At 62.7% G+C, this 21,239-nt stretch carries 17 protein-coding genes; 4 read left to right on the top strand and 13 right to left on the bottom strand.

The features are described 5' to 3' along the window. Positions 1–32: 32 nt before the first annotated feature. The 8 genes from NKH90_RS01335 to NKH90_RS01370 form a co-directional block, all read right to left on the bottom strand. A complete protein-coding gene (locus NKH90_RS01335) occupies positions 33–1,100 on the bottom strand; it encodes an ABC transporter ATP-binding protein (RefSeq protein ID WP_352682943.1) in 1,068 nt (355 codons plus the stop codon). 4 nt (positions 1,101–1,104) lie between these two features. Beyond that, a complete protein-coding gene (locus tag NKH90_RS01340; RefSeq protein WP_352502457.1) occupies positions 1,105–1,953 on the bottom strand; it encodes a carbohydrate ABC transporter permease in 849 nt (282 codons plus the stop codon). After that, entirely contained in the window at positions 1,953–2,876 is a 924-nt protein-coding gene (locus NKH90_RS01345) for a carbohydrate ABC transporter permease (RefSeq protein WP_352816719.1), read from the bottom strand. The genes NKH90_RS01340 and NKH90_RS01345 overlap by 1 nt, the downstream gene beginning before the upstream one ends. A 212-nt stretch (positions 2,877–3,088) precedes the next feature. Then, the gene (locus NKH90_RS01350) at positions 3,089–4,366 is read right to left on the bottom strand and encodes an ABC transporter substrate-binding protein (protein ID WP_031212851.1); all 1,278 of its coding nucleotides are present in this window, start codon (positions 4,364–4,366) and stop codon (positions 3,089–3,091) included. Positions 4,367–4,395: 29 nt separating this feature from the next. Beyond that, positions 4,396–5,583 (bottom strand): PLP-dependent transferase, encoded by a 1,188-nt coding sequence (locus NKH90_RS01355; RefSeq protein ID WP_352816722.1) that lies wholly within the window; start codon positions 5,581–5,583, stop codon positions 4,396–4,398. Positions 5,584–5,597: 14 nt separating this feature from the next. Then, positions 5,598–6,314, bottom strand: coding sequence for a FadR/GntR family transcriptional regulator (locus NKH90_RS01360; RefSeq protein ID WP_352816389.1), 717 nt, complete (start codon positions 6,312–6,314; stop codon positions 5,598–5,600). Between the two features lie 463 nt (positions 6,315–6,777). Continuing rightward, positions 6,778–8,151: a PleD family two-component system response regulator gene (locus tag NKH90_RS01365; protein ID WP_352471778.1), complete on the bottom strand. Its 1,374-nt coding sequence runs from the start codon at positions 8,149–8,151 to the stop codon at positions 6,778–6,780. Between the two features lie 33 nt (positions 8,152–8,184). After that, entirely contained in the window at positions 8,185–8,556 is a 372-nt protein-coding gene (locus NKH90_RS01370; RefSeq protein WP_006334976.1) for a response regulator, read from the bottom strand. A 218-nt stretch (positions 8,557–8,774) separates the two neighbouring features. On the opposite strand from NKH90_RS01370, the gene NKH90_RS01375 reads away from it, so the two are divergent. Together NKH90_RS01375 and NKH90_RS01380 are read left to right on the top strand one after the other, a co-directional pair. Continuing rightward, the gene (locus NKH90_RS01375; protein WP_352502452.1) at positions 8,775–9,074 is read left to right on the top strand and encodes a DUF3572 domain-containing protein; all 300 of its coding nucleotides are present in this window, start codon (positions 8,775–8,777) and stop codon (positions 9,072–9,074) included. Further along, positions 9,071–9,724 carry a hypothetical protein gene (locus NKH90_RS01380; RefSeq protein ID WP_352816726.1) on the top strand — a complete coding sequence of 218 codons (654 nt, stop codon included), beginning with the start codon at positions 9,071–9,073 and terminating at the stop codon, positions 9,722–9,724. The genes NKH90_RS01375 and NKH90_RS01380 overlap by 4 nt, the downstream gene beginning before the upstream one ends. A 9-nt stretch (positions 9,725–9,733) precedes the next feature. On the opposite strand, the gene NKH90_RS01385 is transcribed toward NKH90_RS01380, so the two are convergent. Continuing rightward, complete coding sequence (locus tag NKH90_RS01385; RefSeq protein WP_352816729.1) at positions 9,734–11,062, bottom strand: hypothetical protein; 1,329 nt, start codon at positions 11,060–11,062, stop codon at positions 9,734–9,736. A 348-nt stretch (positions 11,063–11,410) separates the two neighbouring features. Next, positions 11,411–11,986, bottom strand: coding sequence for a GNAT family N-acetyltransferase (locus NKH90_RS01390; RefSeq protein WP_352816732.1), 576 nt, complete (start codon positions 11,984–11,986; stop codon positions 11,411–11,413). A gap of 68 nt (positions 11,987–12,054) precedes the next feature. On the opposite strand from NKH90_RS01390, the gene NKH90_RS01395 reads away from it, so the two are divergent. Then, entirely contained in the window at positions 12,055–13,383 is a 1,329-nt protein-coding gene (locus NKH90_RS01395) for a DNA polymerase IV (protein ID WP_352471784.1), read from the top strand. A 150-nt stretch (positions 13,384–13,533) separates the two neighbouring features. Here the strand turns inward: NKH90_RS01395 and NKH90_RS01400 are convergent, their stop codons facing one another. Continuing rightward, the gene (locus tag NKH90_RS01400) at positions 13,534–14,040 is read right to left on the bottom strand and encodes a hypothetical protein (RefSeq protein ID WP_352816736.1); all 507 of its coding nucleotides are present in this window, start codon (positions 14,038–14,040) and stop codon (positions 13,534–13,536) included. Positions 14,041–14,213: 173 nt separating this feature from the next. Here NKH90_RS01400 and NKH90_RS01405 point away from each other — a divergent pair, with 173 nt between their 5' ends. Further along, a complete protein-coding gene (locus tag NKH90_RS01405) occupies positions 14,214–15,095 on the top strand; it encodes a DMT family transporter (protein WP_352471788.1) in 882 nt (293 codons plus the stop codon). Between the two features lie 14 nt (positions 15,096–15,109). On the opposite strand, the gene dnaE is transcribed toward NKH90_RS01405, so the two are convergent. After that, on the bottom strand, positions 15,110–18,637 hold the full coding sequence (dnaE, locus tag NKH90_RS01410; RefSeq protein WP_352816739.1) for a DNA polymerase III subunit alpha: 3,528 nt from the start codon (positions 18,635–18,637) through the stop codon (positions 15,110–15,112). A 464-nt stretch (positions 18,638–19,101) separates the two neighbouring features. Further along, positions 19,102–21,114, bottom strand: coding sequence for an acetyl-CoA carboxylase biotin carboxylase subunit (locus tag NKH90_RS01415; protein ID WP_352816742.1), 2,013 nt, complete (start codon positions 21,112–21,114; stop codon positions 19,102–19,104). Positions 21,115–21,239: the final 125 nt, after the last annotated feature.

Raw genomic sequence — 21,239 nt, forward strand, 5'->3', positions numbered from 1 at the left:
CGGGCGGCGTTTTTCATTTCGGGGATACAGGGCTAGCCGATGCGATCGCCGCTTGCCGGATCGAACAGATGGAGCGATGCCGGATCAGCCGACAGGCGCACGGCCTCACCCGGCTTCACGCTGGCCCGGCCCATGGCAAACACGCAGACCTGCTGGCCGGCAAGCCTGGCATAGAACTGGGTGGACAGGCCGAGCGGCTCCACGACACCCACCTCGCCCTTCAGCGCGCCATTGTCGGCGAGCCGGATATGCTCGGGCCGCAAGCCGACGGTGATCGCATCGCCATCCCTGAGCGGCAGGCCGTCCGGCAGCCTCAGCTTCTGGCCGTCGGCCAGGATGGCATCCGGCTTGGCGCCCTTTTCAACCACGGCAGACAGAAAATTCATGCCGGGCGAGCCGATGAACCCGGCGACGAACATGTTGACCGGCCGGTCGTACAGATCGAGCGGCACACCGACCTGCTGGACGAGGCCGTCATGCATGACGACGATGCGGTCGGCCATTGTCATCGCTTCGGTCTGGTCGTGGGTGACATAGACTGAAGTGGTCTTCAATTGCTGGTGCAGCGCCTTGATCTCGGCACGCATGTGAACGCGCAGCTTGGCATCGAGGTTCGAAAGCGGCTCGTCGAAGAGAAAGACCTTCGGGTCGCGTACGATGGCACGGCCCATGGCGACGCGCTGACGCTGGCCGCCGGACAATTGCCGAGGCAGGCGCTGCAGAAGCGCATCGAGCCCGAGCCGCTTGGCGGCACTGTCCACCCTTGCATCGATCGCCGGCTTCCCGGCCTTTCTCAGCATCAGGCTGAAGCCCATGTTCTTCGACACGTCCATGTGCGGATAGAGCGCGTAGGACTGGAATACCATGGCAATGTCGCGGTCCTTTGGCGCAATATCGTTGACCAGGCGCTCACCAATATGGATTTCGCCGTCGGAGACCTCCTCCAGCCCGGCGATCATACGCAGCAGTGTCGACTTCCCGCAGCCGGACGGACCGACCAGAACGACGAACTCGCCGTCGGCGATTTCGAGATCGACTGCGTGCAGAACGCGCACCGCTCCATAGTCTTTGCGGACTTTGTCGAGTGTAACGGAGGCCATCGATCTATCCCTTGACGGCGCCGGCGGTAAGGCCGGTGACGAGGTAGCGTTGCAGGAAGGCAAAGAAGACGCAGACCGGGATCAGCGCCAGGATGGAAGCCGCCATCATCTGTCCCCAGTCGACCGCGAATTTGCCGATATAGGTGAGCAGGCCGACCGCGAAGGTCTTCTGGTCGTCGCTGGAAATCAGCATCAGCGCAAACAGCAACTCGCTCCAGGCGGCGGTAAAGACGAAGCCGAGCGTCGCGCCCATGCCGGGCAGCGTCAGCGGCACGATCACCTTGCGCATCGCCTGCAGGCGCGTGCAGCCGTCGATCATCGCTGCCTCTTCCAGGTCTCGCGGGATGCCGTCGAAGAAAGATTGCATCAGGAAGGTCGCAAAGGCCGTATTGAACGCGGTGTAGATGATGACGAGGCCGGTCAGGCTGTTGATGAGGCCGATCTGCCCCATGATGCGGTAGATCGGCGGAATGACCATCACCAGCGGAAAAGTCTGGGTGAGCAAAAGCAGGATGGCCAGGGTCGCCTTGCCGCGGAAGGAAAATCGCGACATGGCGTAGCCGGCCAGCGTGGCAATGACCGTTACGAAGGCTGCCGTCGACACCGAAACGATAACGCTGTTCAGGAAGTAGCGCGGGAAATCGGTGGCTTCGAGCACGGTGACGAAGTTCTGCAGCGTCGCTTGCGACGGCCAGAAAGTGATGCCTTCGGAATAGAGCAGCCGCTCCGGCGTAACCGAGATCTTCAACGTCCAGAAGATCGGGAACAACGCGAAGGCCATATAGGCGGCGATGGCGCCGTAAAGGCCGATACCGCCGAGGACGCGCGAGGAAGCGGAGCGTCCGGCAATCATCAGACGTGCCTCACCAGCGAACGGCGGATGCCGATAAGCGCAACCGCGTAGACGATGAGCAGCACAAGCAGCAGGACCGCCACTGCGGAGGCATAGCCTTTGTCCAGCGACTTGAACGCGCTGACATAGATATAGACCGGCACTGTGGCGGTCGAACCGGCAGGCCCGCCTTCGGTCATGACGAAGATCAGGTCGGCGAATGTGGCGATCCATATCGTGCGCAGCATGACGGTAATGACGATGGTCGGCGCCAGGAACGGCAGCGTCACCTTGGTGAAGCGCTGCCACGGCGAGGCGCCGTCGATCGCCGCCGCCTCATGCAGTTCTGACGGGATCGACTTCAACGCCGCCAAAAGGGTGATGGCAAAAAAGGGAATGCCGAACCAGACATTGGCGACGATCGGCCCCCACATGGCTGTCGAGGGATCGGAGAGCACGTTGGTTGGCTCGGCTTTCAGCCCCAAGGCGTAGAGCCAATGCGGCAGCGGCCCGATGATCGGGTTGAACAGCCAGGCCCAGGTCAGGCCCGAGAGGAAGGACGGTACCGCCCAAGGCAGGAACACCACGGCCTGCACGATCTTTCTGCCCCGGAACGGCGTATCGAGCAGCAGCGCCAGGCCAAGTCCAAGGAAAAATTGGAAGAACAGGCTGGCTGCCGTCCACCATAGCGTGTTGACGAGCGCCTGCCCGAGCACAGGATCCGACAGCATCGCCTGATACTGCCCAAGCCAGACATATTCGGATTTGAAAGCGGAGAATTTGCGGAACGAGTAGCCGACACCGATAACCAGCGGCACCAGGAGCACGACGACCAGCAGCGCGATCGCCGGGCTGAGATAGAGCCAAGGCTCGATCACGGCATGGGATAGCCGCTTCTTTCGCGGCCTGCCGGCGGATCGGATTTCGGACACGGCATAGGTCATTGGTACTGGATCGTCTCCTGGGTAAGCACGGGCTGGCGACAGCGCCTTCCCCGTTTACGGGGAGATGCCGGTCCACCCTCCGCAGCTGCAGCGCAGCTGCTGCGGAGGACGGGCAGGCAGATGAGAGGCAACACGAGCCACGACGGGTTGGCGCCGCCCTCATCCGTCACTTCGTGACACCTTCTCCCCGTGAACGGGAGAAGGAAGAAGAGCTATTTCTTGTTCTTGGCCAGCCAGTCCTGCTGTTCTTTGGTCAGGAACTTGGCCCATTCGTCGGCCACGTCCTTGGCCGCTTTCTGGCCAAGCAGCACTTCCTGAAAATTCTTGATCGCCACCTGGTCGACGAAATTGCCCAGATTTTCCAAATGCGTCGGAGGTGTCACCATCTCGTATTTGTCGCCGTTGTTCAGTTCCTCGAACCAGCCCTTGAACTGCTCGGTCCTGAAGTGGGCGTCCTGGTCGGCGCCGTTGTGGATTGGAATGACGCCGACTTCCTTTGCCCATTCCAGATTGTCCTTGGGCGACAACAGCGTCGCCATCAGCTTCCAGGCATCGTCCTTGTGCTGGGAATTGGCGAACATCGCCCAGCCGGCATAACCGAGCGTCGGATAGGATTTGCCGCTCGGTCCGACCGGCATCGGCGCCACGGCGAAATCGTCGGCGCTCATCTTGTCGGCGATGCCGAGCAGCGCGTCGGGATCCTGGTTCAGCATGGCGCAAGTGCCGGAATAGAAGCCGGTGACGGTCTCGTTGAAACCCCAGCTCACCGCATCTTTCGGCGCCAGGCCGTTCTTGTACATGTCGGCGAGCATCTGCAGGCCCTTGACCGAGCCTTCCTCGTTGATGGTCGAGGTGCCGTCCTCGTTGAAATAGCCGCCCTTGCCGGCGGCGATGTTCATGAACATATGCATGCCGTTGAAGGCGCCCGGGCCGCCGCGCAGGCAGTAGCCGTATTTGCCCGGTATCGCCGAGATTTTTTTGGAGTCCTCGACGAATTCATCGAGCGTCGCCGGCGGACCGTCCAGACCGGCCTCCTTGAACAGCTTCTTGTTCCAGAACAGCGCGTTCAGGTAATAGCCGTAAGGGATCATGTACTGCTTGTTATCGACCGTCGAGCCGAACTGCTTGGCACGCTCGCCCAGCGTTTTGGCATCGTCCCATTTGGCCATGTATGGCCCGAGATCCTCGAGCTGGCCGTTGGTCGCATAGAGGCCCATCCAGCGTTCTGGCATCTCGACGATGTCGGGCGTGTCGCCGGCCTGCACCATGGTGAGGAACTTCTCGAACGCCTGTCCCCAGGGCAGTGATACCAGCTCGACCTTGACACCCGGATTGGCCGCCTCGAATTCGGCGATCTGCTTCTTGAGGAATTCGGTACGCGGCGGGCTGGTGATGACCTCGACCATCTTGACCGTGGAATCGGCCAGCACGCTGCCGGCGGAAATCGCCAGACCCGCGACGGCACCAAGAAGGATGCTCAGTTTTTTCATGTTCAGCACTCCCATTTTGAACGGCTCCTTTATCTTTTTGCTCTGTCGAAGGCCCGGGCAACATCCGCCCACAGGTCTTCGACACTTTCCAATCCGACACTGAAGCGGATGGTTCGTGGGCTGACGCCGAAGCGCGCCATCGAATTCAGGCCCGGCGTCTGCTCGAGCGAGGCCTTTGCCGGAACGACCAGGCTCTCATGGCCGCCCCAGCTGACGCCGATGCGAAAGAGTTTCAGCGCATCGACGAAAGTCGGGATGTCGACGTCTTCCGTCACTTCGAACGAGAACAGCCCGGCATAGCCGGCAAGCGTCGCCTTGCCTGGATGGTTGGAATAGGCCGGGTGGTTGACCCGCTCGACATGGTCATGCGCTTTCAGCCGTTCGGCGATGGTCAGCCCGCTCTTCATATGGTGCGGCAACCGCAGCGGCAATGTGCGCAGGCCACGCAGCAACAGCCAGGCCTCGAAAGGCGAAAGTTTGCCGCCGAGATAGGAATAGGTCTGCTCGTTGATATGTCGGATATGGGCGGCCGAACCGGCCACCACACCGGCGACGGTGTCGCTGTGGCCGCCGAGATATTTCGAGGCCGAATGCAACACCAGGTCGACACCGTGCGAAATCGGCTTCTGGAACACCGGCGTAGCCCAGGAATTGTCGATCGAGGTGATGATGCCCTGCTCTTTGGCCAGCCGCGCGAGCTGGGTTATGTCCTGGAGCTCGAACATCATCGACGTCGGGCTTTCCAGGTAGAGCAGCTTGGCGCCGGGAAGTGCTGCCGCGACCGCGTCCGGATCGGAACCGTCGACGTAGTCGACCTTGATGTTGAGCCGTGGCAAAAGCCGTTCGAACAGCCGGTAGGCATCGCCGTAGCAATTGCGCACGACAACCATGCGCTCACCGGCACCGACGAAAGCAAGCACCGTGGCGCTGATCGCCGCCATGCCGCTGGAAAAGCCGCGTGCGGCCTCCGCGCCTTCGAGAGCGGCGACACGCGCCTCGAACTCCATGACCGTCGGGTTGTCGCCGCGCGAATAGATCGGCTGATGTCGCCTGCCGGCGAATGTGTCGGCCATCTCGGAATAGTTGGCGAAGGTGAAGAGCGAAGTCTGGTAGATCGGCGGGACCACCGCGCCGCCGGGGAAAGGCTCGTCATGGGCGAGAAGCGTCGCTGCCTCGGCGAGATAGTCGTTTTCGAAACCGGCGGGATGATCGCTCATTTCTGGCCTGAAAGTTAGAGTTTGGCCGCGCCGCGCTTCAGATCGTCCTCGACGGTGGCGATCAGCTTGAGCGCCTCGGCCCGAGCCCCCTCCGGATCGTGCGCGGCAATGCGTTCGTAGATGGTGCGGTGGTAAGGAAAGCTGGCGTGGCCGAAATCACGAACGCCGAGCGGATGCTCCCAGAAACGATGGAACAGTTCGTGCATGGCGGCGATGATCTGCTCGAACAGCGGATTGCCGGAACTGCGGTAGATCGACTGGTGGAATTCCCAGTCCTCCTCCGCCGACATCCCGGCGCGGGTGTGGAAGGCCTGCTCCATAATGTCGAGCTTGCGCCCGATCTCGACGAGATCTGCCTGGCCCGCGCGGACGGCGCACAGGGCGGCGGCTTCCGCTTCCAGTGCCCGGCGGATTTCCAGCGTCTGCATCAGGCTGGTGAAATCATTGCCGCCGGCCAGCGTCAGCGGCATGTGCAGCATGTCCAGCGAGACCACTCCCTTGAGATAGGTGCCGCTGCCTTGGCGCCGTTCGACCAGGCCGAGCCCTTCCCACCGCGTCAACGCCTCGCGCACGGTGTTGCGGCTCACCTTGAGGCGCTCGGCAAGGATTCGTTCGGTCGGCAGTCTCTGGCCGGGCCCGAGAGCTTCCCGCATCACAAAGCCGGCCAGCGCCTTGAGCACCGCGTCGTCACGAGCAGTTGCCTGTATGGGGGAAAGGCCGAATTCGGTCATGCCAACGGGTCACCAAATGGCTCAATGGTCCAACCAATTTCTGCATAGAAGACAGGGCCTGTCAATCGACTGCGGGCGCATACGCCCTGCCCAAGCCGGCTATTTCAAAGGGCGCTGTCGCTGCCGCAATAAAAACCAAACATTTTCCGGGTCTTGGCGTAGAATCCTGATGTGTTTTGAAAATTGGGGGCCGGCCGGCGTTTGGCAGCGGTACGAGGAGGCCACTATGTGCCAGCGCCGGCCGGCCGACCCCACGGACCCAGGAGATGCGGCGGACCTGAGCATCATGGGGTATTCTTCGGGTCGAACCGGCGATCTAGCCTCGTGCCGGTTACGTCTAAGGGCTGCACATTTGCGCAACAACTTATGGAAATCAACCGTTTCTTAACCAAGCCTCGCAAATCGCTTGGATTAAGGTAAATTCGTAACCTTGTCGCGTTGACCCGGCAATTGGTGTTCGGTGCTAAGCCGCCTTGGCGACGACGCGATTGCGGCCGCCGCTCTTGGCTTCGTAGAGCGCAAGGTCGGCGCGTTTCATTAGCGCGGAGACCGTGTCCACCCCTTTCAGCACCGACGAAACGCCGACGCTGACGGTGACTTCGACGGCTTTGCCTTCGGCGCCGACGGGAAACGGCAGTTGGGCGATTTCGGCGCGAATGCGCTCGGCGACCTTTTCGGCCACCGCGCCGTCGGTGTCCGGCATCACCACGACGAACTCCTCGCCGCCGAAGCGGCAGGCCAGGTCGATGCCGCGCACATTCTTGCGCAGCCGCCGCGCGAATTCGCGCAGCACGTCGTCGCCGCCGTCATGGCCATGCGCGTCGTTGATGCTCTTGAAGCGGTCCAGATCGGTGATCATCACCGACAGCGGCCGGCGCCGTGCCACGGCGCGGTCGAACAGCGTCTGCAAATGGCTGTCGAGATAGCGCCGGTTGTGCAGGCCGGTCAGGGCATCGGTCACCGCCATCTCGATGGTCTGGGTGACGCTGGCGCGAAGCTGGTCGTTGTAGCGCTTGCGGCGCACCTGCGTACGCAGCCGCGCGGTCAGCTCCTGCTGGTCGATCGGCCGCATCAGATAATCATTGATGCCGAGTTCGAGGCCGCGGATGATACGCCCCTCCTCGCCCTCGTCCGCCAGAAGGATGATCGGCAGGAAACGGGTGCGATCGAGCGAGCGCAATTGCGAGCAGAGCCTCAGCGGGTCGAAATCGGCGAAGGCCGTCGAGATCATCACGCATTCATACGGCTGCTCGGCGGCCTGGAAGAAGCCTGCATGCGGATCGTTGGCGACGTCGAGATCGGCACTGCCGCGCAGCATCTTCTGGACGCGATCGAACGAGGATTTGCGCTCGTCGACCAGCAGCACCTTCGGCACCGCGTCGTCGGCAGCGAAGTTGCGGCTCAAAAGCTCCTCGATGCCGATATTGCGTGTCGTCGAGGCGCGCAGCCGCAGCTCGTCGGTCAGCGATTTCAGCCTGACCAGGCTCTTGACGCGCGTCATCAGCTGCAGATCGTTGACCGGCTTGGTCAAAAAATCGTCGGCGCCGGCCTCGAGGCCGCGCACCCGGTCCGAAACTTGGTCGAGCGCGGTGATCATCACGACAGGGATGTGCGATGTCGCCGGGTCGCCCTTCAGCCGCCGGCAGACCTCAAACCCGTCCATATCGGGCATCATCACGTCGAGCAGCACGACGTCGACCTTGCCGTTCTCGCAGATCTCGATCGCGTCCGGCCCGTTGGTGGCGGTCAGGACCTCGAAATATTCGGCGAGCAGCCGAACCTCCAGCAGCCTGACATTGGCTGGGATGTCGTCGACGACGAGGATCCGCGCGGTCATTTCACAAAGCTCCGGCTCGGCTAAGAAGGGACATCAGGCATCGCCCAGGTAGGATTTGATGGTTTCGATGAAACGCGGCACCGAGATCGGCTTGGAGATATATGCCTCGCAGCCGCCCTGGCGAATGCGCTCCTCGTCCCCCTTCATCGCGAAGGCGGTGACGGCGATGACCGGGATGACGTGGAGATCATCGTCCTCCTTCAGCCATTTGGTGACCTCGAGGCCCGACACTTCCGGCAGCTGGATGTCCATCAGGATGAGGTCCGGCCTGTGCTGCCGCGCCAGATCCAGCGCTTCCAGGCCGTTGCGTGTGCGCACCGTCTCGTAGCCGCTCGCTTCGATGAGGTCGCGAAAGAGCTTCATGTTGAGCTCGTTGTCTTCGACGATCATAACCTTCTTTGGCATCGATTTCCCGTCCCGGCTGACCTTCCACTCGAAGGGTGCCGTCATGCGCCCCCTTGTCGGCACGCACCAAACCTGTTCCCACTATACGGCAATATGATTGACGAAACGGAAACCGGCCGCCCTAAAAGCGTTCGGATTCCAGGTCGGCGAGCTTGCTGCCGGCGACACTTGCCACTACTGCGAAAACAGAACGATTCCGCCCATGAAGGAAGGTAGCGATGGCAAACGCAGCGTCAATGCGCGAGGAAGCGGAAACCATTGCCGTAAAGGCGTTGGGCTTCGTCGCCGCCGATCCGGAACTTCTGCCCCGCTTCCTGGCGATCACCGGCATCGAAGCCCATTCCATCCGCCGGGCGGCGGGCGAGCCGGGATTCCTGGCCGGCGTGCTGCAGTTCATCCTTGCCCATGAGCCGACGCTGATGCGTTTTTCCGAGGAGACCGGAACGCCGCCCGCCGCAGTCGGCAAGGCATTGCGGGCGCTGCCGCTCGGCGACGACAATCATGAGCATTCGGTATGAGCGACGATCCCGAGACGGCGCGGCAGATCGAGGAGCTGGCCGCCGACGACCGGCCGCTGCTGGTGCTCGACGTCGACGACGTCGTGCTCGAATTCATCCGGCCGTTTCCGCATTTCCTCAAATCGCGCGGCTTCGGCCTGACGCTGGCTTCCTTCCGCCTCACCGGCAACATCGCTGAAACGGCGAGCGGCCGTTTGATCGAACAGCCCGAGGTTACGGCACTTCTGGGGGAATTCTTTGACGCCCAGGCCGATTGGCAAAGCATCACCGACGGTGCCGAGGATGCTCTTGCAGCGCTTAGCGACAGCGCCGAGATCGTTCTGCTAACCGCCATGCCGCACAAGCACCGCGTGGTGCGCCGTGCGCATCTCGACGCGCTCGGATTGCCCTACCCGCTTTTGACCACCGAAATGGCCAAGGGACCGGCGGTGGCCAAATTGCGCGGCAACAAGGGCCGCCCGGTCGCTTTCGTCGACGATCAGCCGTCCAATCTTGTGTCGGTGCAGAACTCGGTCGCCGATGCGTATCTCTTCCATCTGATGGCCGACAATTCGCTGCGCGCTTTCCTGCCGCCGCCGCCGGACGGCGTCAGAGTCGTCGAAGACTGGCGCGACGCCGCGCCGAAGATCGCGAGCGCTCTGGGGCTTTAATGCGAGCGCTCAGGGCTGCAGCTTCGGTCCTGCCCCGCCATTGTCGCCGCCGTCCGAATCCTCGCCCCCGGTCGAATTGTCCGTTCCATTCGCGCCATCATCGCCCGAGTTGTCATCCTGGCCGGCGCTGTCGTCCTGGACTTCATCCGGCCCCTTCAGCATGGCGCCGTTGACCGCAACGGACCCATCGGCCTTGGTGTTGATCACCCATTCCAGCCGGCCATCCGGCAGCGTCTTGCCAAAACCTTTGACGGCCAGCGCAAAGGGGAAGGCCTGCGCCATCTGCTCATCGCTCTTGGCGCCTTCCTTCAAGGCATCGACGATCCTGTCGTAGCCGGCCACAGCGACGGTCACGGTCGCATCAGGCTTTTCGCCGCCCGGGAAAGTCATCTCGCCTTCCATGGCGACTTCGACGTCGCCATTCTTCACGGTCGAGTGGCCGAGGATTACTTTGGGTTTCTTGGCCTTGAAATCGGCGACCAAAGCCTTGCCGAATTCCCCCGGCAACGGCGGATTCTTATTGAGATCAAAGGCTTCGATCGCCTTCTTCGCCATCGTGTCGAGATCGATATTGGTACCGCCGAAGTTGAGGTCGATATCCGTCGGCACCAGTGGACCAGTCCAGGCGGGCAGCAATTGCCGGGGGATCGTCAGACCGGAGGCCTTGATCCCATAGTTGATCTTGCCGTTCTGGGAGACGCCATCCATGCCGCTAGCCAAATCCAACTGCTTCGCACCCCACTTGCCGACTGGGCTCTCAATTGCGAAATCCTTGAAGGCGTACGTTCCATCGATTCTTTCCCAGACAGGCAACGCCGCAAGGAGACGTGACTTAAGTTCCGCCTGATTTACTTTCAGTTTCGCCTCGTCTTCATTAGCGACGGCAAAAGCAAGCAGATCCATCAACGGCTTTGTCCGAACACCCTTGCCGTTTGCATGCACCGAAAATTCCGGCGCATTGAGGGTGACCGGGAAATTCAACCCTCGCTCGGGATCGTTGATTTTGAGGACTTCAGCAAAATTCAAGATCTTTTCCGCGACAGTGAAATCGATGCCGCCGTTCGCCGATTTCGTCGAATTTAGCGTGGCGGTGCCGGCACCGGCAGAGACATCGGCCTCTTGCTTCGGCTCCCGGGTTTTCATCGTCATAGCGTCCATTGACCCCGTGGCGCTGACGAAGGCCACCAGGGCCGGATCATACACACCGGTGAACTTGTTGTTCGACACCGAAAAGTCGATGTGCTGCGGCCCTTGAGGCCCCTTGAAATCGAACGATCCGGTCAGCGACGTATCCGCCGACACGTCCCACTGCCCGTCCTGGCGCGGCTTGACCCGCATGTCGTAAGGCGTGACGTCGAACTTGAAGGAATCCTGTTTCGACAGCAAAGCGACGAGCGGCTTGAAATCGACGGCGAGTTTGTACGCATCGCCGTCGGCAGTGATTTTCACCAGCCCGATATCGAAACCCTGCCTGCCGAAATAATGTGCCAGATCATCGGTAAGCTTCTTCGCGCCTTGGCTGTCGACGGTCTGGGCGAAAGCGGGCGCGCTAAACGCGACGGCGAGAACAAGTGGCAATACACGCTTCACGTCGATTCTCCGTTGTCTCGGGCCAAATCATTGCTTGTATTAGTGAAACAGCGTTACAGCGGCAAGACGCCGGCTGTAGGCCAAAAGCGCATCCGGCTAAAGCACCAGCCGCACCAGCGGTCGGCCTGGCTTACGTTCGACCAATCGCTGGAACCCGGCCTTCTCGAAGACCCGCGACGAGCCTACGAACAGCCCGATCGAGCGCGAATCCTTCGACAGGTCGATCGGGCAGGCCTCGATCAGCCGCGCGCCGTTCTCGCGGGCGAACTCGATGCCGCCTTGGACCAGGCGGTGCGACAGGCCCTTGCCGCGTGCTTTGGTGCGGATGAAGAAGCAGGAGATCGCCCAGACGCCCGGATCGCTGGCGTCGGCGGGGTCGATCGGCGCCGACCCCCTGCCCTGGTTGTTCCATTCGGGCACGTCGGCACGCGGGCCGATCTGCATCCAGCCGACCGCCTGGCCACCCTCGAAAGCCAGCACGCCGGGCGGCGGCCCGGCCCCGATCCGCGCCTTGATGTGGTCCTTGTTGCGCTCCCGGTTGCTCGCGCGGCGTGCTGCGGGCGACAGCCGGAAATGTGTGCACCAGCAGCCGTAGCAGGCGCCTTGCCTACCGAAAAGATCTTCGAAATCCGCCCAAAGCTCGGGCACTAGCGGCGCTATGGTCGTATTCATGAGCTCTCTCCCGGCCCACCGCCTTGTCGTGGCATCCGTCCTGACGTACCATTACATTTGTTCTCTTTATGTTCGCAGCGATGGCGGCCCCTGTCAACAATCCCGAACACGGTTTTTGCCGCGACTGCCTGAGTTTTCAGCGCAGCGAGGCACGCCGTTGCGAGCGCTGCGGCAGTCCACGGCTCGCCCGCCATCCGGAGCTCTACCGGCTGCGCCTTGCCCATATCGATTGCGACGCGTTCTACGCGGCGGTCGAAAAGCGCGACAACCCGGCGTTGAAGGACCGGCCATTGATCATCGGCGGCGGCAAGCGCGGCGTCGTCTCCACCGCATGCTACATTGCCCGCATCCACGGCGTGCGCTCGGCAATGCCGATGTTCAAGGCGCTCGAAGCCTGCCCGGAAGCGGTGGTCCTGCCGCCGGACATGGAAAAATACGTCCGCGTCGGCCGTGAGGTGCGCGCCATGATGCAGGCGCTGACGCCGCTGGTCGAGCCGCTCTCGATCGACGAGGCCTTTCTCGACCTCGCCGGCACCGAGCGCCTGCATGGCCTGCCGCCTGCGGTGGTCCTGGCGCGCTTCGCACTCGGCGTGGAAAAGGAGATCGGCATCACCGTTTCGGCCGGTCTTTCCTACTGCAAGTTCCTGGCCAAGGTGGCATCGGACTTCCGCAAGCCGCGCGGCTTTTCGGTGATCGGCGAGGCCGAGGCTATCGGCTTCCTGGCCGAGCAGCCGGTGACGCTGATCTGGGGGGTCGGCAAGGCCTTTGCCGCCACACTCGAGCGCGACGGCATCCGCACCATCGGCCAGTTGCAGCGCATGGAACGTGGCGATCTGATGCGCCGCTACGGCGTCATGGGCGACCGGCTCTACCGGCTTTCGCGCGGCGAGGACGACCGTCGCGTCGTTCCCGACCAGGACGCGAAAAGCGTCTCGGCGGAAACCACTTTCGATACCGACATCGCCTCCGTCGACGAACTGGTTTCGGTGCTGAGGGCGCTGTCGGAAAAAGTCTCGGCCCGGCTGAAGAAATCCGGCATTGCCGGACGCACCGTCGTCCTCAAGCTGAAGACCCAGGATTTCAGGATCCGCACGCGCAATCGCCAGCTCGGCGATCCGACCCGGCTGGCCGACCGCATCTTTCAGACCGGGCTCGAGCTGCTGCGCAAGGAAGCGGATGGCACGAAATACCGGCTGCTCGGCATTGGCGTCAGCGATCTCTCCGACGATGACCGGGCGGACCCGCCCGACCTGGTCGACGTCCAGTCACGCAAGCGCGCCATGGCCGAAGGCGCCATCGACACGCTGCGCGGCAAGTTCGGCCGCAGGGCGGTGGAAACCGGCTATACCTTCGGCAAGGGCCGCGATGCCCATCCGCCCGAACCGGTCGAGGAATGATACCGGCATGTTTGAGATTCAGGTCAGGCCGAGTCGAGAAGGGTGGTTTCCGAGAACCGGAGCGGAGCGCACTTGTGAGTACGTGAGCACTGGATGCGCAGGAAACCGCGTTTCGCAGGCCGGCCTCACCTGAATCTCAACTTGCCCCAGTCACGTGCGCTGCAGATCGATCCGGGTGGTCACCACACTTTTCCCGGTTTTCGGATCGGTATCGACGACGATCAGCCGCATGCCATTCTCGCCGTTCTTCTCGACCGTCATTTGCGCCTTGCGATCGCCATTGACCTCCTTGGCCCAACGGATGCCGAGATTGATTGCTTTGCCGGAGCGGCTGCCGCTCAATTGCGCCGGCCCGGTGCGCGATCCGACATAGGTGCCGGTGTATTTCGTCCCGCTCGATTTGAGATCGGCGCTGATGGCGCGCGTTACCACGATAAGACCGCGGCAGCTGCCGTCGAGCGATAGCGAGCTCGACGTTGCGTCGGAATTGAAATGACAGGAGACATTCACCGTCGGCGCATCGGTGGTCACCTTGACGATGCCTTTGCCGGCGAAATTCCCCTGGAATGAGCGAAGAAAATCCGGATCGTCGGCATGCGCTGCCCCGGCCCCGGCCGTCAGGCAGCCGGCAAGTACAAATCGTGCAAGTGATTTCATCGGACCGCTCCTCGTTGGTATCCAAAACACAGCACGCAAACACTGAGGGACCAACGCTCCCCTCAGCGGCGGGTTCCGGCTTCAACATCACTGTTTGCAACGCTGCGCGGCTGGCCCAGTCGAATGCGTCGGCTAGCGGTTGCGATGAGCGCTCCGGCTTGCGACATAGCCGCATGGCACCCGCACCCTCGATCCCCAAGGCCGCGTTCTGGATGGCGCTGTCGATCGCCTCGTTCCTGGCGATGTCGGTGGCCGGCCGTGCCACGACGGCCGAACTAAACGTCTTCCAGGTGCTCGAGCTGCGCTCGGTGATCGGCTTTTTCATCCTGTTGCCGCTGGTCATGATGTCAGGCGGTTTTGCGGCGATGCGCACCGGACGCCCGCTGGCTCATATCGCCCGCAACGTCGTCCACTATACCGGCCAGGCTGCCTGGCTCTACGCCCTGACACTGATCCCGCTTGCGGTACTGATCTCGATCGAATTCACGACGCCGATCTGGACCGCTTTGCTGGCCGTCGCTTTCCTCGGCGAAAGGCTCTCCCGGCCACGGCTGGCGGCAATCGTGCTCGGGCTGATCGGCGTTGTGATCATCGTGCGTCCGGGCGTCGGCGCGGTCAATCCGGGACATGTCATCGTGCTGGGAGCCGCGGTCTGCTTCGGCGTCTCGGTGGTCCTCGTCAAGTCGCTGACGCGGACGGACAGCGTCGTGCGCATCATCTTCTGGATGTTGATCATCCAGTCGCTGCTTGGCCTCGTCCCGGCGCTTTACGAATGGCGCAACCCGCCGCTTGAGCTCTGGCCGTGGATCCTGCTCATCGCCTTCACCGGCATGTCGTCGCATTTCTGCATGGCCCGCGCACTTGTCTATGCCGATGCGACGGTCATCTCGCCAATGGACTTTTTGCGCGTGCCGCTGTCGGCGGTGATCGGATGGCTACTCTATCACGAGCAGATCGACGCCTTCACCGCCGGTGGCGCCCTGCTGATCCTCATGGGAAATCTGCTCAACCTGCAGCGGAGAGCACCGCAACCGGCGGAGATCGCCGCTTCATAAGCGTGCGCTAACTCTTAGACCAGTTCCACCTCGACCACGCCCGGCACCGCCCGCATCGCCGACGCGATCTGCGGCGATACGCGGTAGCGGTTGGGCAACTCGATCTCGACCTCGCCCTCGCCGCCTTCCTTGATGACGATGATGCTCACCTGACTGTCGCCACGCTGGCCAAGCTGCGATTGGATTGTCGATGCCGGTGCGTCATTTCTGACGAAGATGCGCAACGCTTTCTGGATACGGCTTGCCTCTTCCTCCAACGACTGCACGGTCTGGATGCGCAGATTGACGCCTTCAGGCCTGTCCTCGGCCGAAACGGTGATCACCACCGAGCGGCCGGGTTCGAGCAGGTCGCGGTATTGCGCCAGCCCCTCGGAAAACAGCACCGCTTCATACTGGCCGGAGGTGTCGGAGAACTGCACGACGCCCATCTTGTTGCCGGTGCGCGTCTTGCGCTCCTGCTTGGTGGTCACCGTGCCGGCGAGCCGGCCGGCGGCAGCACCGCGTTTGACGGCGGCCGAAAACTCGCCCCAGGTCTGCACCCGCATTTTCTGCAGCGCCGCCTTGTATTCGTCGAGCGGATGCGCCGAGAGATAGAACCCGACCACCTGGAATTCACGGTGCAGGCGGTCGGCGGCGAGCCAGGGATCGGTTGCCGGCAAGTTGAGCGCCTGCGACTGTGCGCCGAGCGAGGCGCCAAAGATGTCATGCTGGCCGGTGACGGCATTCTGCTGCGCCAGCGACGCCAGCCCCATCATCCGCTCGACGCCGGCCATCATCGCCGCGCGGTCATGACCGAAGCAGTCGAGCGCGCCGGCCATGATCAGGCTTTCGAAGACGCGCTTGCCGACGATCTTCGGATCGACCCTTTCACAGAAATCGGCGAGGCTCTTGAAGGGTTTTTCGCCGCGCGTGGCGACGATGTGCTCGACCGCCGCATCGCCGACGCCCTTGAGCGCGGCCAGCGAATAGAAGATGCGGTTCTCGCCGACCTCGAAATCCCGGAACGACGTCATGACCGACGGCGCCACCACCTCGATGCCGAGGCGCAGCGCATCCTGGCGGAAATCGGCGAGCTTGTCCGTATTGCCCATGTCGAGCGTCATCGATGCCGCCAGGAATTCGACGGGGTAATGCGCCTTCAGATAGGCGGTCTGGTAGGAGACGACGGCATAGGCGGCGGCATGCGATTTGTTGAAACCGTAGTCGGCAAACTTTGCCAGCAGGTCGAAGATGAAGTCGGCTTGCGGCTTGCCGACGCCGCGCTCGACCGCGCCCGAAACAAAGCGCTCGCGCTGCTTGTCCATCTCGGCGCGGATCTTCTTGCCCATGGCGCGGCGCAGCAGATCGGCTTCGCCCAGCGAATAGCCGGAGAGCTCCTGCGCGATCTGCATCACCTGTTCCTGGTAGACGATGACGCCTTGCGTCTCCTTGACGAGATGGTCGATCTTCGGGTGGATCGACGCCATCTCCTCCTCGCCGTGCTTTCTGGCGTTGTAGGTCGGTATGTTCTCCATCGGCCCCGGCCGGTAGAGCGCGACCAGCGCGATAATGTCCTCGATACAGTCGGGCCGCATGCCGATCAGCGCCTTGCGCATGCCGGCACTTTCCACCTGGAACACGCCGACCACCTCGCCGCGCGACAGCATGGCGTAGGTTTCGGGGTCGTCGAGCGGAATGTGGGCAAGATCGATCTCGATGCCGCGGCGGCGGATCAGCTTGACGGCCCTGTCCAGCACCGTCAGCGTCTTCAGGCCAAGGAAGTCGAATTTCACCAGCCCGGCCTGCTCGACATATTTCATGTTGAACTGCGTGACCGGCATGTCCGAGCGCGGATCGCGGTACATCGGCACCAGCTCCGACAGCGGCCGGTCGCCGATGACGATGCCGGCCGCGTGCGTCGAGGCGTGCCGATAAAGACCTTCCAGTTTCTGCGCCGTATCGAGCAGCGTCTGCACGATCGGCTCACGCTCCGCCTCTTCGGCAAAGCGCGGCTCGTTGGCGATGGCGTCGGCGAGCTTGACCGGATTGGCCGGGTTCGACGGCACCATCTTGCTCAGCTTATCGACCTGCCCGTAAGGCATCTGCAGCACGCGGCCGACGTCGCGCAGCACCGCGCGCGCCTGCAGCGTGCCGAAGGTGATGATCTGGCCAACCTGGTCGCGGCCGTATTTCTGCTGGACGTAGCGGATGACTTCCTCGCGCCGGTCCTGGCAGAAGTCGATGTCGAAGTCGGGCATCGAAACGCGGTCGGGATTGAGGAAGCGCTCGAACAGCAGCGAAAAACGCAGTGGGTCGATGTCGGTGATGGTCGTGGCATAGGCGACCAGCGAGCCGGCGCCCGAACCGCGGCCCGGGCCGACCGGAATCCCTTGTGCCTTGGCCCATTTGATGAAGTCGGCAACGATCAGGAAATAGCCCGGATATTTCATCTTCTCGATGACGGCGAGCTCGAAATCCAGCCTTTCGCGATATTGCTCGACCGTATAGCCGGGCGTCGGCCCGTGCGCCGCCAGCCGCGCCTCCAGCCCTTCATGCGCCTGCCTGGCAAGCTCCTGCGCCTCCGCCTTGACCGCAGCATCGGCGTCGGCGACATCGCGGCCGGCAAAGCGCGGCAGAATCGGATTGCGGGTCTTCGGGTAATACGAGCAGCGCAGCGCGATCTCGACGGTGTTGTCGATTGCTTCCGGCAGGTCAGCGAACAGCCTCGCCATATCGGCCTGGCTTCTCAGGAAGTGGTCGGGCGAAAGGCGGCGGCGATTGTCGGCCGCAACCACGGAACCTTCGGCGATGGCGATCAGGGCGTCATGCGCCTCATAGTCTTCACGAGAGAAGAAAAACGCCTCGTTGGTGGCAACCAGCGGCAGATCGTGGCGGTAGGCGAGGTCGACCGACGACTGCTCGATGGCGCGGTCGTAACCGGAGACCCGCTCAAGCTCGACATAGAGCCGGTCGCCGAACAGGCCCTTGAGCGCCGACAGCCGGGTCTCGGCGAGTTCGCGGCGATCCTGTTTCAAGGCAGTGCCGATCGGACCGCGCGGCCCGCCCGTAAGGCAGATCAATCCGTCGGTGTGGCCCTGCAGCATCTCGCTCGTCAGATGCACCGCTTCGCCGGGCGGTGTCTCGAGGTAGACGCGGCTGACCAGCCTGACCAGATTGCCGTAGCCGGCCTCGGTTGCGGCGATCAGGACGACCGGCCGCATCTCCGGTCCTTGCCGCCTGCGGTCGCGCTGGCTGTCGCTCGCCTCGCCGGAAAAGGCGAGGTCGATCTGGCAGCCGATGATCGGCTGGATGCCGTCCTTTACCGCCTTCTGGGCGAATTCCAGCGCGCCGAACAGATTGTTGGTGTCGGTGACGGCGATTGCCGGGCATTCGTCCTGCACCGCATGGCCGACGATCTTGCCGAGCTGCAAGGCACCTTCGAGCAGCGAATAGGCCGAATGCACGCGCAGATGAATGAATCGACGCGCCGCCGCCTCCGCCCGCGACGCCTTTGCATAGGCCTCGCGCAGCAAGGGATCGCGTGGAAGTCTTTCATCCGCCATGGTTTTTTCGCGCCGCCTCACAAGGACTCAGTCGATGAAGATGTATTGTATTGTCCGGCACCGGGTAACACGAGTCCAGCGGTAGTGATTGGAGCTTTGTGAACTTAGCAATCGCTTCCGCCGGCAGAAAGGCGCTGCCACCGAAGCTGCCAATCTCCCCCCTCGTGGGGGAGATGTCCGGCAGGACAGAGAGGGGCGCTGTCCCGCCGACGTCAGGCTGCAAATAAAAACCCGCCACTGCGGGCGGGTCGCTGGAGCCAGTTAGCACCATACCCAAATTAGTAGCATAGCTGCCGGCACAAAGCAAGAACAAAATACGGCGCGACGGGGAAAAATGCGAATTCCTCGCGGCCTCGCCTTGTCCCTCCTCCACTGAGCGTGCCCAACCAATTGCAAGGTCGCGTTCCTTCGCGCCCCCCTCTGTCCTGCCAACTTCAGACAGAGCGTCGAGGGCGGGTACGGCCTCATGCGAATTCCATGATCACCGCATCGACGGCAAGGCTGTCGCCTGGCCTGGCGTTGAGCTTCGAGACGATGAGGTCGCGCTCGGCGCGCAGCACGTTTTCCATCTTCATCGCCTCGACCACGGCCAACGTCTCACCGGCCTTGACCTCCTGCCCCTCGGCAACGGCAATCGATACGACGAGGCCGGGCATCGGGCAAAGCAGCATCTTCGAGGTATCCGGCGCCACTTTTTCTGGCATCAGCCTTTCGAGCTCGGCGGTGCGCGGCAGCATGGCGCGGACTGTCACCGACATGCCTTTCCAGGCGATGCGGAACCCGTTCAGCACCGGCCTGACTTGCGCCGCGACCTTGCGGCCGCCGACCGTGCCGCGCCAGATGAGATCGCCCGGCCGCCAGTCGGATGCCACCGTCAGCGGTTTGCCGCCGTCGATTGTGAGGTCGAGCTCCATCGGAATGGAAATCATGCCTTCGACGATGGCAACCGAAAGATAATCCCGGCCGATCTTCACCACCCAATCGCGTTTCAAGGCGCCCGAATGCGGCGCCAGCCGCCCGCCCAGCCGGTCGAGCCGGTCGCGGCGCAGCAGTTCGACCGCGGTTGCGATCGCGGCCAGCACCCCTTTCTCCTCGGCGTCTGGCACGATCGGCGCGAAGCCGTCGGGATATTCCTCGGCGATGAACGCCGTCGATAGCCGCCCTTCCCGCCAGCGCGGATGCTGCATCAGCGCCGCCAGGAACGGTATGTTGTGCTCGATGCCGTCGACGACGAAACTGTCCAGCGCTTCCGACATTGCATCGATAGCCGCCAGCCGTGTCGGCGCCCAGGTGCACAGCTTGGCGACCATCGGGTCGTAGAACATCGAGATTTCCGAGCCTTCGGTAACGCCGGTATCGTTGCGGATGACGATTTCGCCGAATTTTCCCTCTTCCGGCGGCCGGTATTTCGTCAGCCTGCCGATCGACGGCAGAAAGTTGCGATAGGGGTCTTCGGCATAGAGGCGGCTTTCCACCGCCGAGCCGTTCAGCTTGACGTCGCTCTGCTTGATGGCGAGCTTTTCGCCGGCCGCCACGCGGATCATCTGCTCGACCAGGTCGATGCCGGTGACGAGTTCCGTCACCGGATGCTCGACCTGCAGCCGCGTGTTCATTTCCAGGAAATAGAAGTTCTTGTCGCTGTCGACGATGAACTCGACGGTGCCGGCGCTCTGGTAGTCGACGGCCTTGGCCAGCGCCACCGACTGCTCGCCCATGGCTTTGCGGGTCTTGGCGTCGAGGAACGGCGACGGCGCCTCCTCCACGACCTTCTGGTTGCGGCGCTGGATCGAGCATTCGCGCTCGCCGAGATAGAGCGTGTTGCCATGCGCGTCGGCGAGCACCTGGATTTCGATATGGCGCGGATCGACGATGAATTTTTCGATGAAGACGCGGTCATCGCCGAACGAGCTTTTCGCCTCCGACCGCGCCCGGTCGAAGCCGTCGCGCACCTCTGCCTTGCTCCAGGCGATGCGCATGCCCTTGCCGCCGCCGCCGGCTGAAGCCTTGATCATCACGGGATAGCCGATTTCGCCGGCTATTCTTTCGGCATGGGCGGCGTTTTCGACGACGCCGAGCCAGCCGGGCACCGTCGACACCTTGGCCGCGTTGGCGAACTTTTTCGATTCGATCTTGTCGCCCATCGCCTTGATGGCCTTGGGCTTCGGGCCAATGAAGACGATGCCTTCCTGCTCCAGCCCTTCGCAGAAGGATGCCCGCTCGGACAGGAAACCGTAGCCGGGATGCACGGCCTCTGCTCCTGTGGCCTTGCAGGCGGCGATGATCTTTTCCGCGACCAGATAACTTTGCGCAGCCGGCGAAGGCCCGATATGCACCGCCTCGTCGGCCATTTCGACATGCACGGCGTCCCGGTCGGCGTCGGAATGGACCGCGACGGTGGCGATGCCCATCTTGCGCGCCGTCTTGATCACGCGGCAGGCGATCTCGCCACGGTTGGCGACCAGGATCTTTGTGAACATGCAGGCCTCGTCCCTCGGCTGCCCTTCTTTTACGGGCTTCCCGTTTTATGGGCTTCAGGGGGCCGGTCAAGGCAAAGTCGGAGCCTATCCCGCATGCAAATCGGCGGGCGCTGACGAAAATCCGG

This window comes from Mesorhizobium sp. M0898 (assembly GCF_040319695.1).
Taxonomy (GTDB): Bacteria; Pseudomonadota; Alphaproteobacteria; order Rhizobiales; family Rhizobiaceae; genus Mesorhizobium.

What these genes read in the sequence shown, in the direction of transcription:
- NKH90_RS01335 (WP_352682943.1), bottom strand. Translation starts at nt 1,100, where the DNA reads ATGGCCTCCGTTACACTCGACAAAGTCCGCAAAGACTATGGAGCGGTG.
- NKH90_RS01340 (WP_352502457.1), bottom strand. Translation starts at nt 1,953, where the DNA reads ATGATTGCCGGACGCTCCGCTTCCTCGCGCGTCCTCGGCGGTATCGGC.
- NKH90_RS01345 (WP_352816719.1), bottom strand. Translation starts at nt 2,876, where the DNA reads ATGACCTATGCCGTGTCCGAAATCCGATCCGCCGGCAGGCCGCGAAAG.
- NKH90_RS01350 (WP_031212851.1), bottom strand. Translation starts at nt 4,366, where the DNA reads ATGAAAAAACTGAGCATCCTTCTTGGTGCCGTCGCGGGTCTGGCGATT.
- NKH90_RS01355 (WP_352816722.1), bottom strand. Translation starts at nt 5,583, where the DNA reads ATGAGCGATCATCCCGCCGGTTTCGAAAACGACTATCTCGCCGAGGCA.
- NKH90_RS01360 (WP_352816389.1), bottom strand. Translation starts at nt 6,314, where the DNA reads ATGACCGAATTCGGCCTTTCCCCCATACAGGCAACTGCTCGTGACGAC.
- NKH90_RS01365 (WP_352471778.1), bottom strand. Translation starts at nt 8,151, where the DNA reads ATGACCGCGCGGATCCTCGTCGTCGACGACATCCCAGCCAATGTCAGG.
- NKH90_RS01370 (WP_006334976.1), bottom strand. Translation starts at nt 8,556, where the DNA reads ATGCCAAAGAAGGTTATGATCGTCGAAGACAACGAGCTCAACATGAAG.
- NKH90_RS01375 (WP_352502452.1), top strand. Translation starts at nt 8,775, where the DNA reads ATGGCAAACGCAGCGTCAATGCGCGAGGAAGCGGAAACCATTGCCGTA.
- NKH90_RS01380 (WP_352816726.1), top strand. Translation starts at nt 9,071, where the DNA reads ATGAGCGACGATCCCGAGACGGCGCGGCAGATCGAGGAGCTGGCCGCC.
- NKH90_RS01385 (WP_352816729.1), bottom strand. Translation starts at nt 11,062, where the DNA reads ATGCGGGTCAAGCCGCGCCAGGACGGGCAGTGGGACGTGTCGGCGGAT.
- NKH90_RS01390 (WP_352816732.1), bottom strand. Translation starts at nt 11,986, where the DNA reads ATGAATACGACCATAGCGCCGCTAGTGCCCGAGCTTTGGGCGGATTTC.
- NKH90_RS01395 (WP_352471784.1), top strand. Translation starts at nt 12,055, where the DNA reads ATGTTCGCAGCGATGGCGGCCCCTGTCAACAATCCCGAACACGGTTTT.
- NKH90_RS01400 (WP_352816736.1), bottom strand. Translation starts at nt 14,040, where the DNA reads ATGAAATCACTTGCACGATTTGTACTTGCCGGCTGCCTGACGGCCGGG.
- NKH90_RS01405 (WP_352471788.1), top strand. Translation starts at nt 14,214, where the DNA reads ATGGCACCCGCACCCTCGATCCCCAAGGCCGCGTTCTGGATGGCGCTG.
- dnaE (WP_352816739.1), bottom strand. Translation starts at nt 18,637, where the DNA reads ATGGCGGATGAAAGACTTCCACGCGATCCCTTGCTGCGCGAGGCCTAT.
- NKH90_RS01415 (WP_352816742.1), bottom strand. Translation starts at nt 21,114, where the DNA reads ATGTTCACAAAGATCCTGGTCGCCAACCGTGGCGAGATCGCCTGCCGC.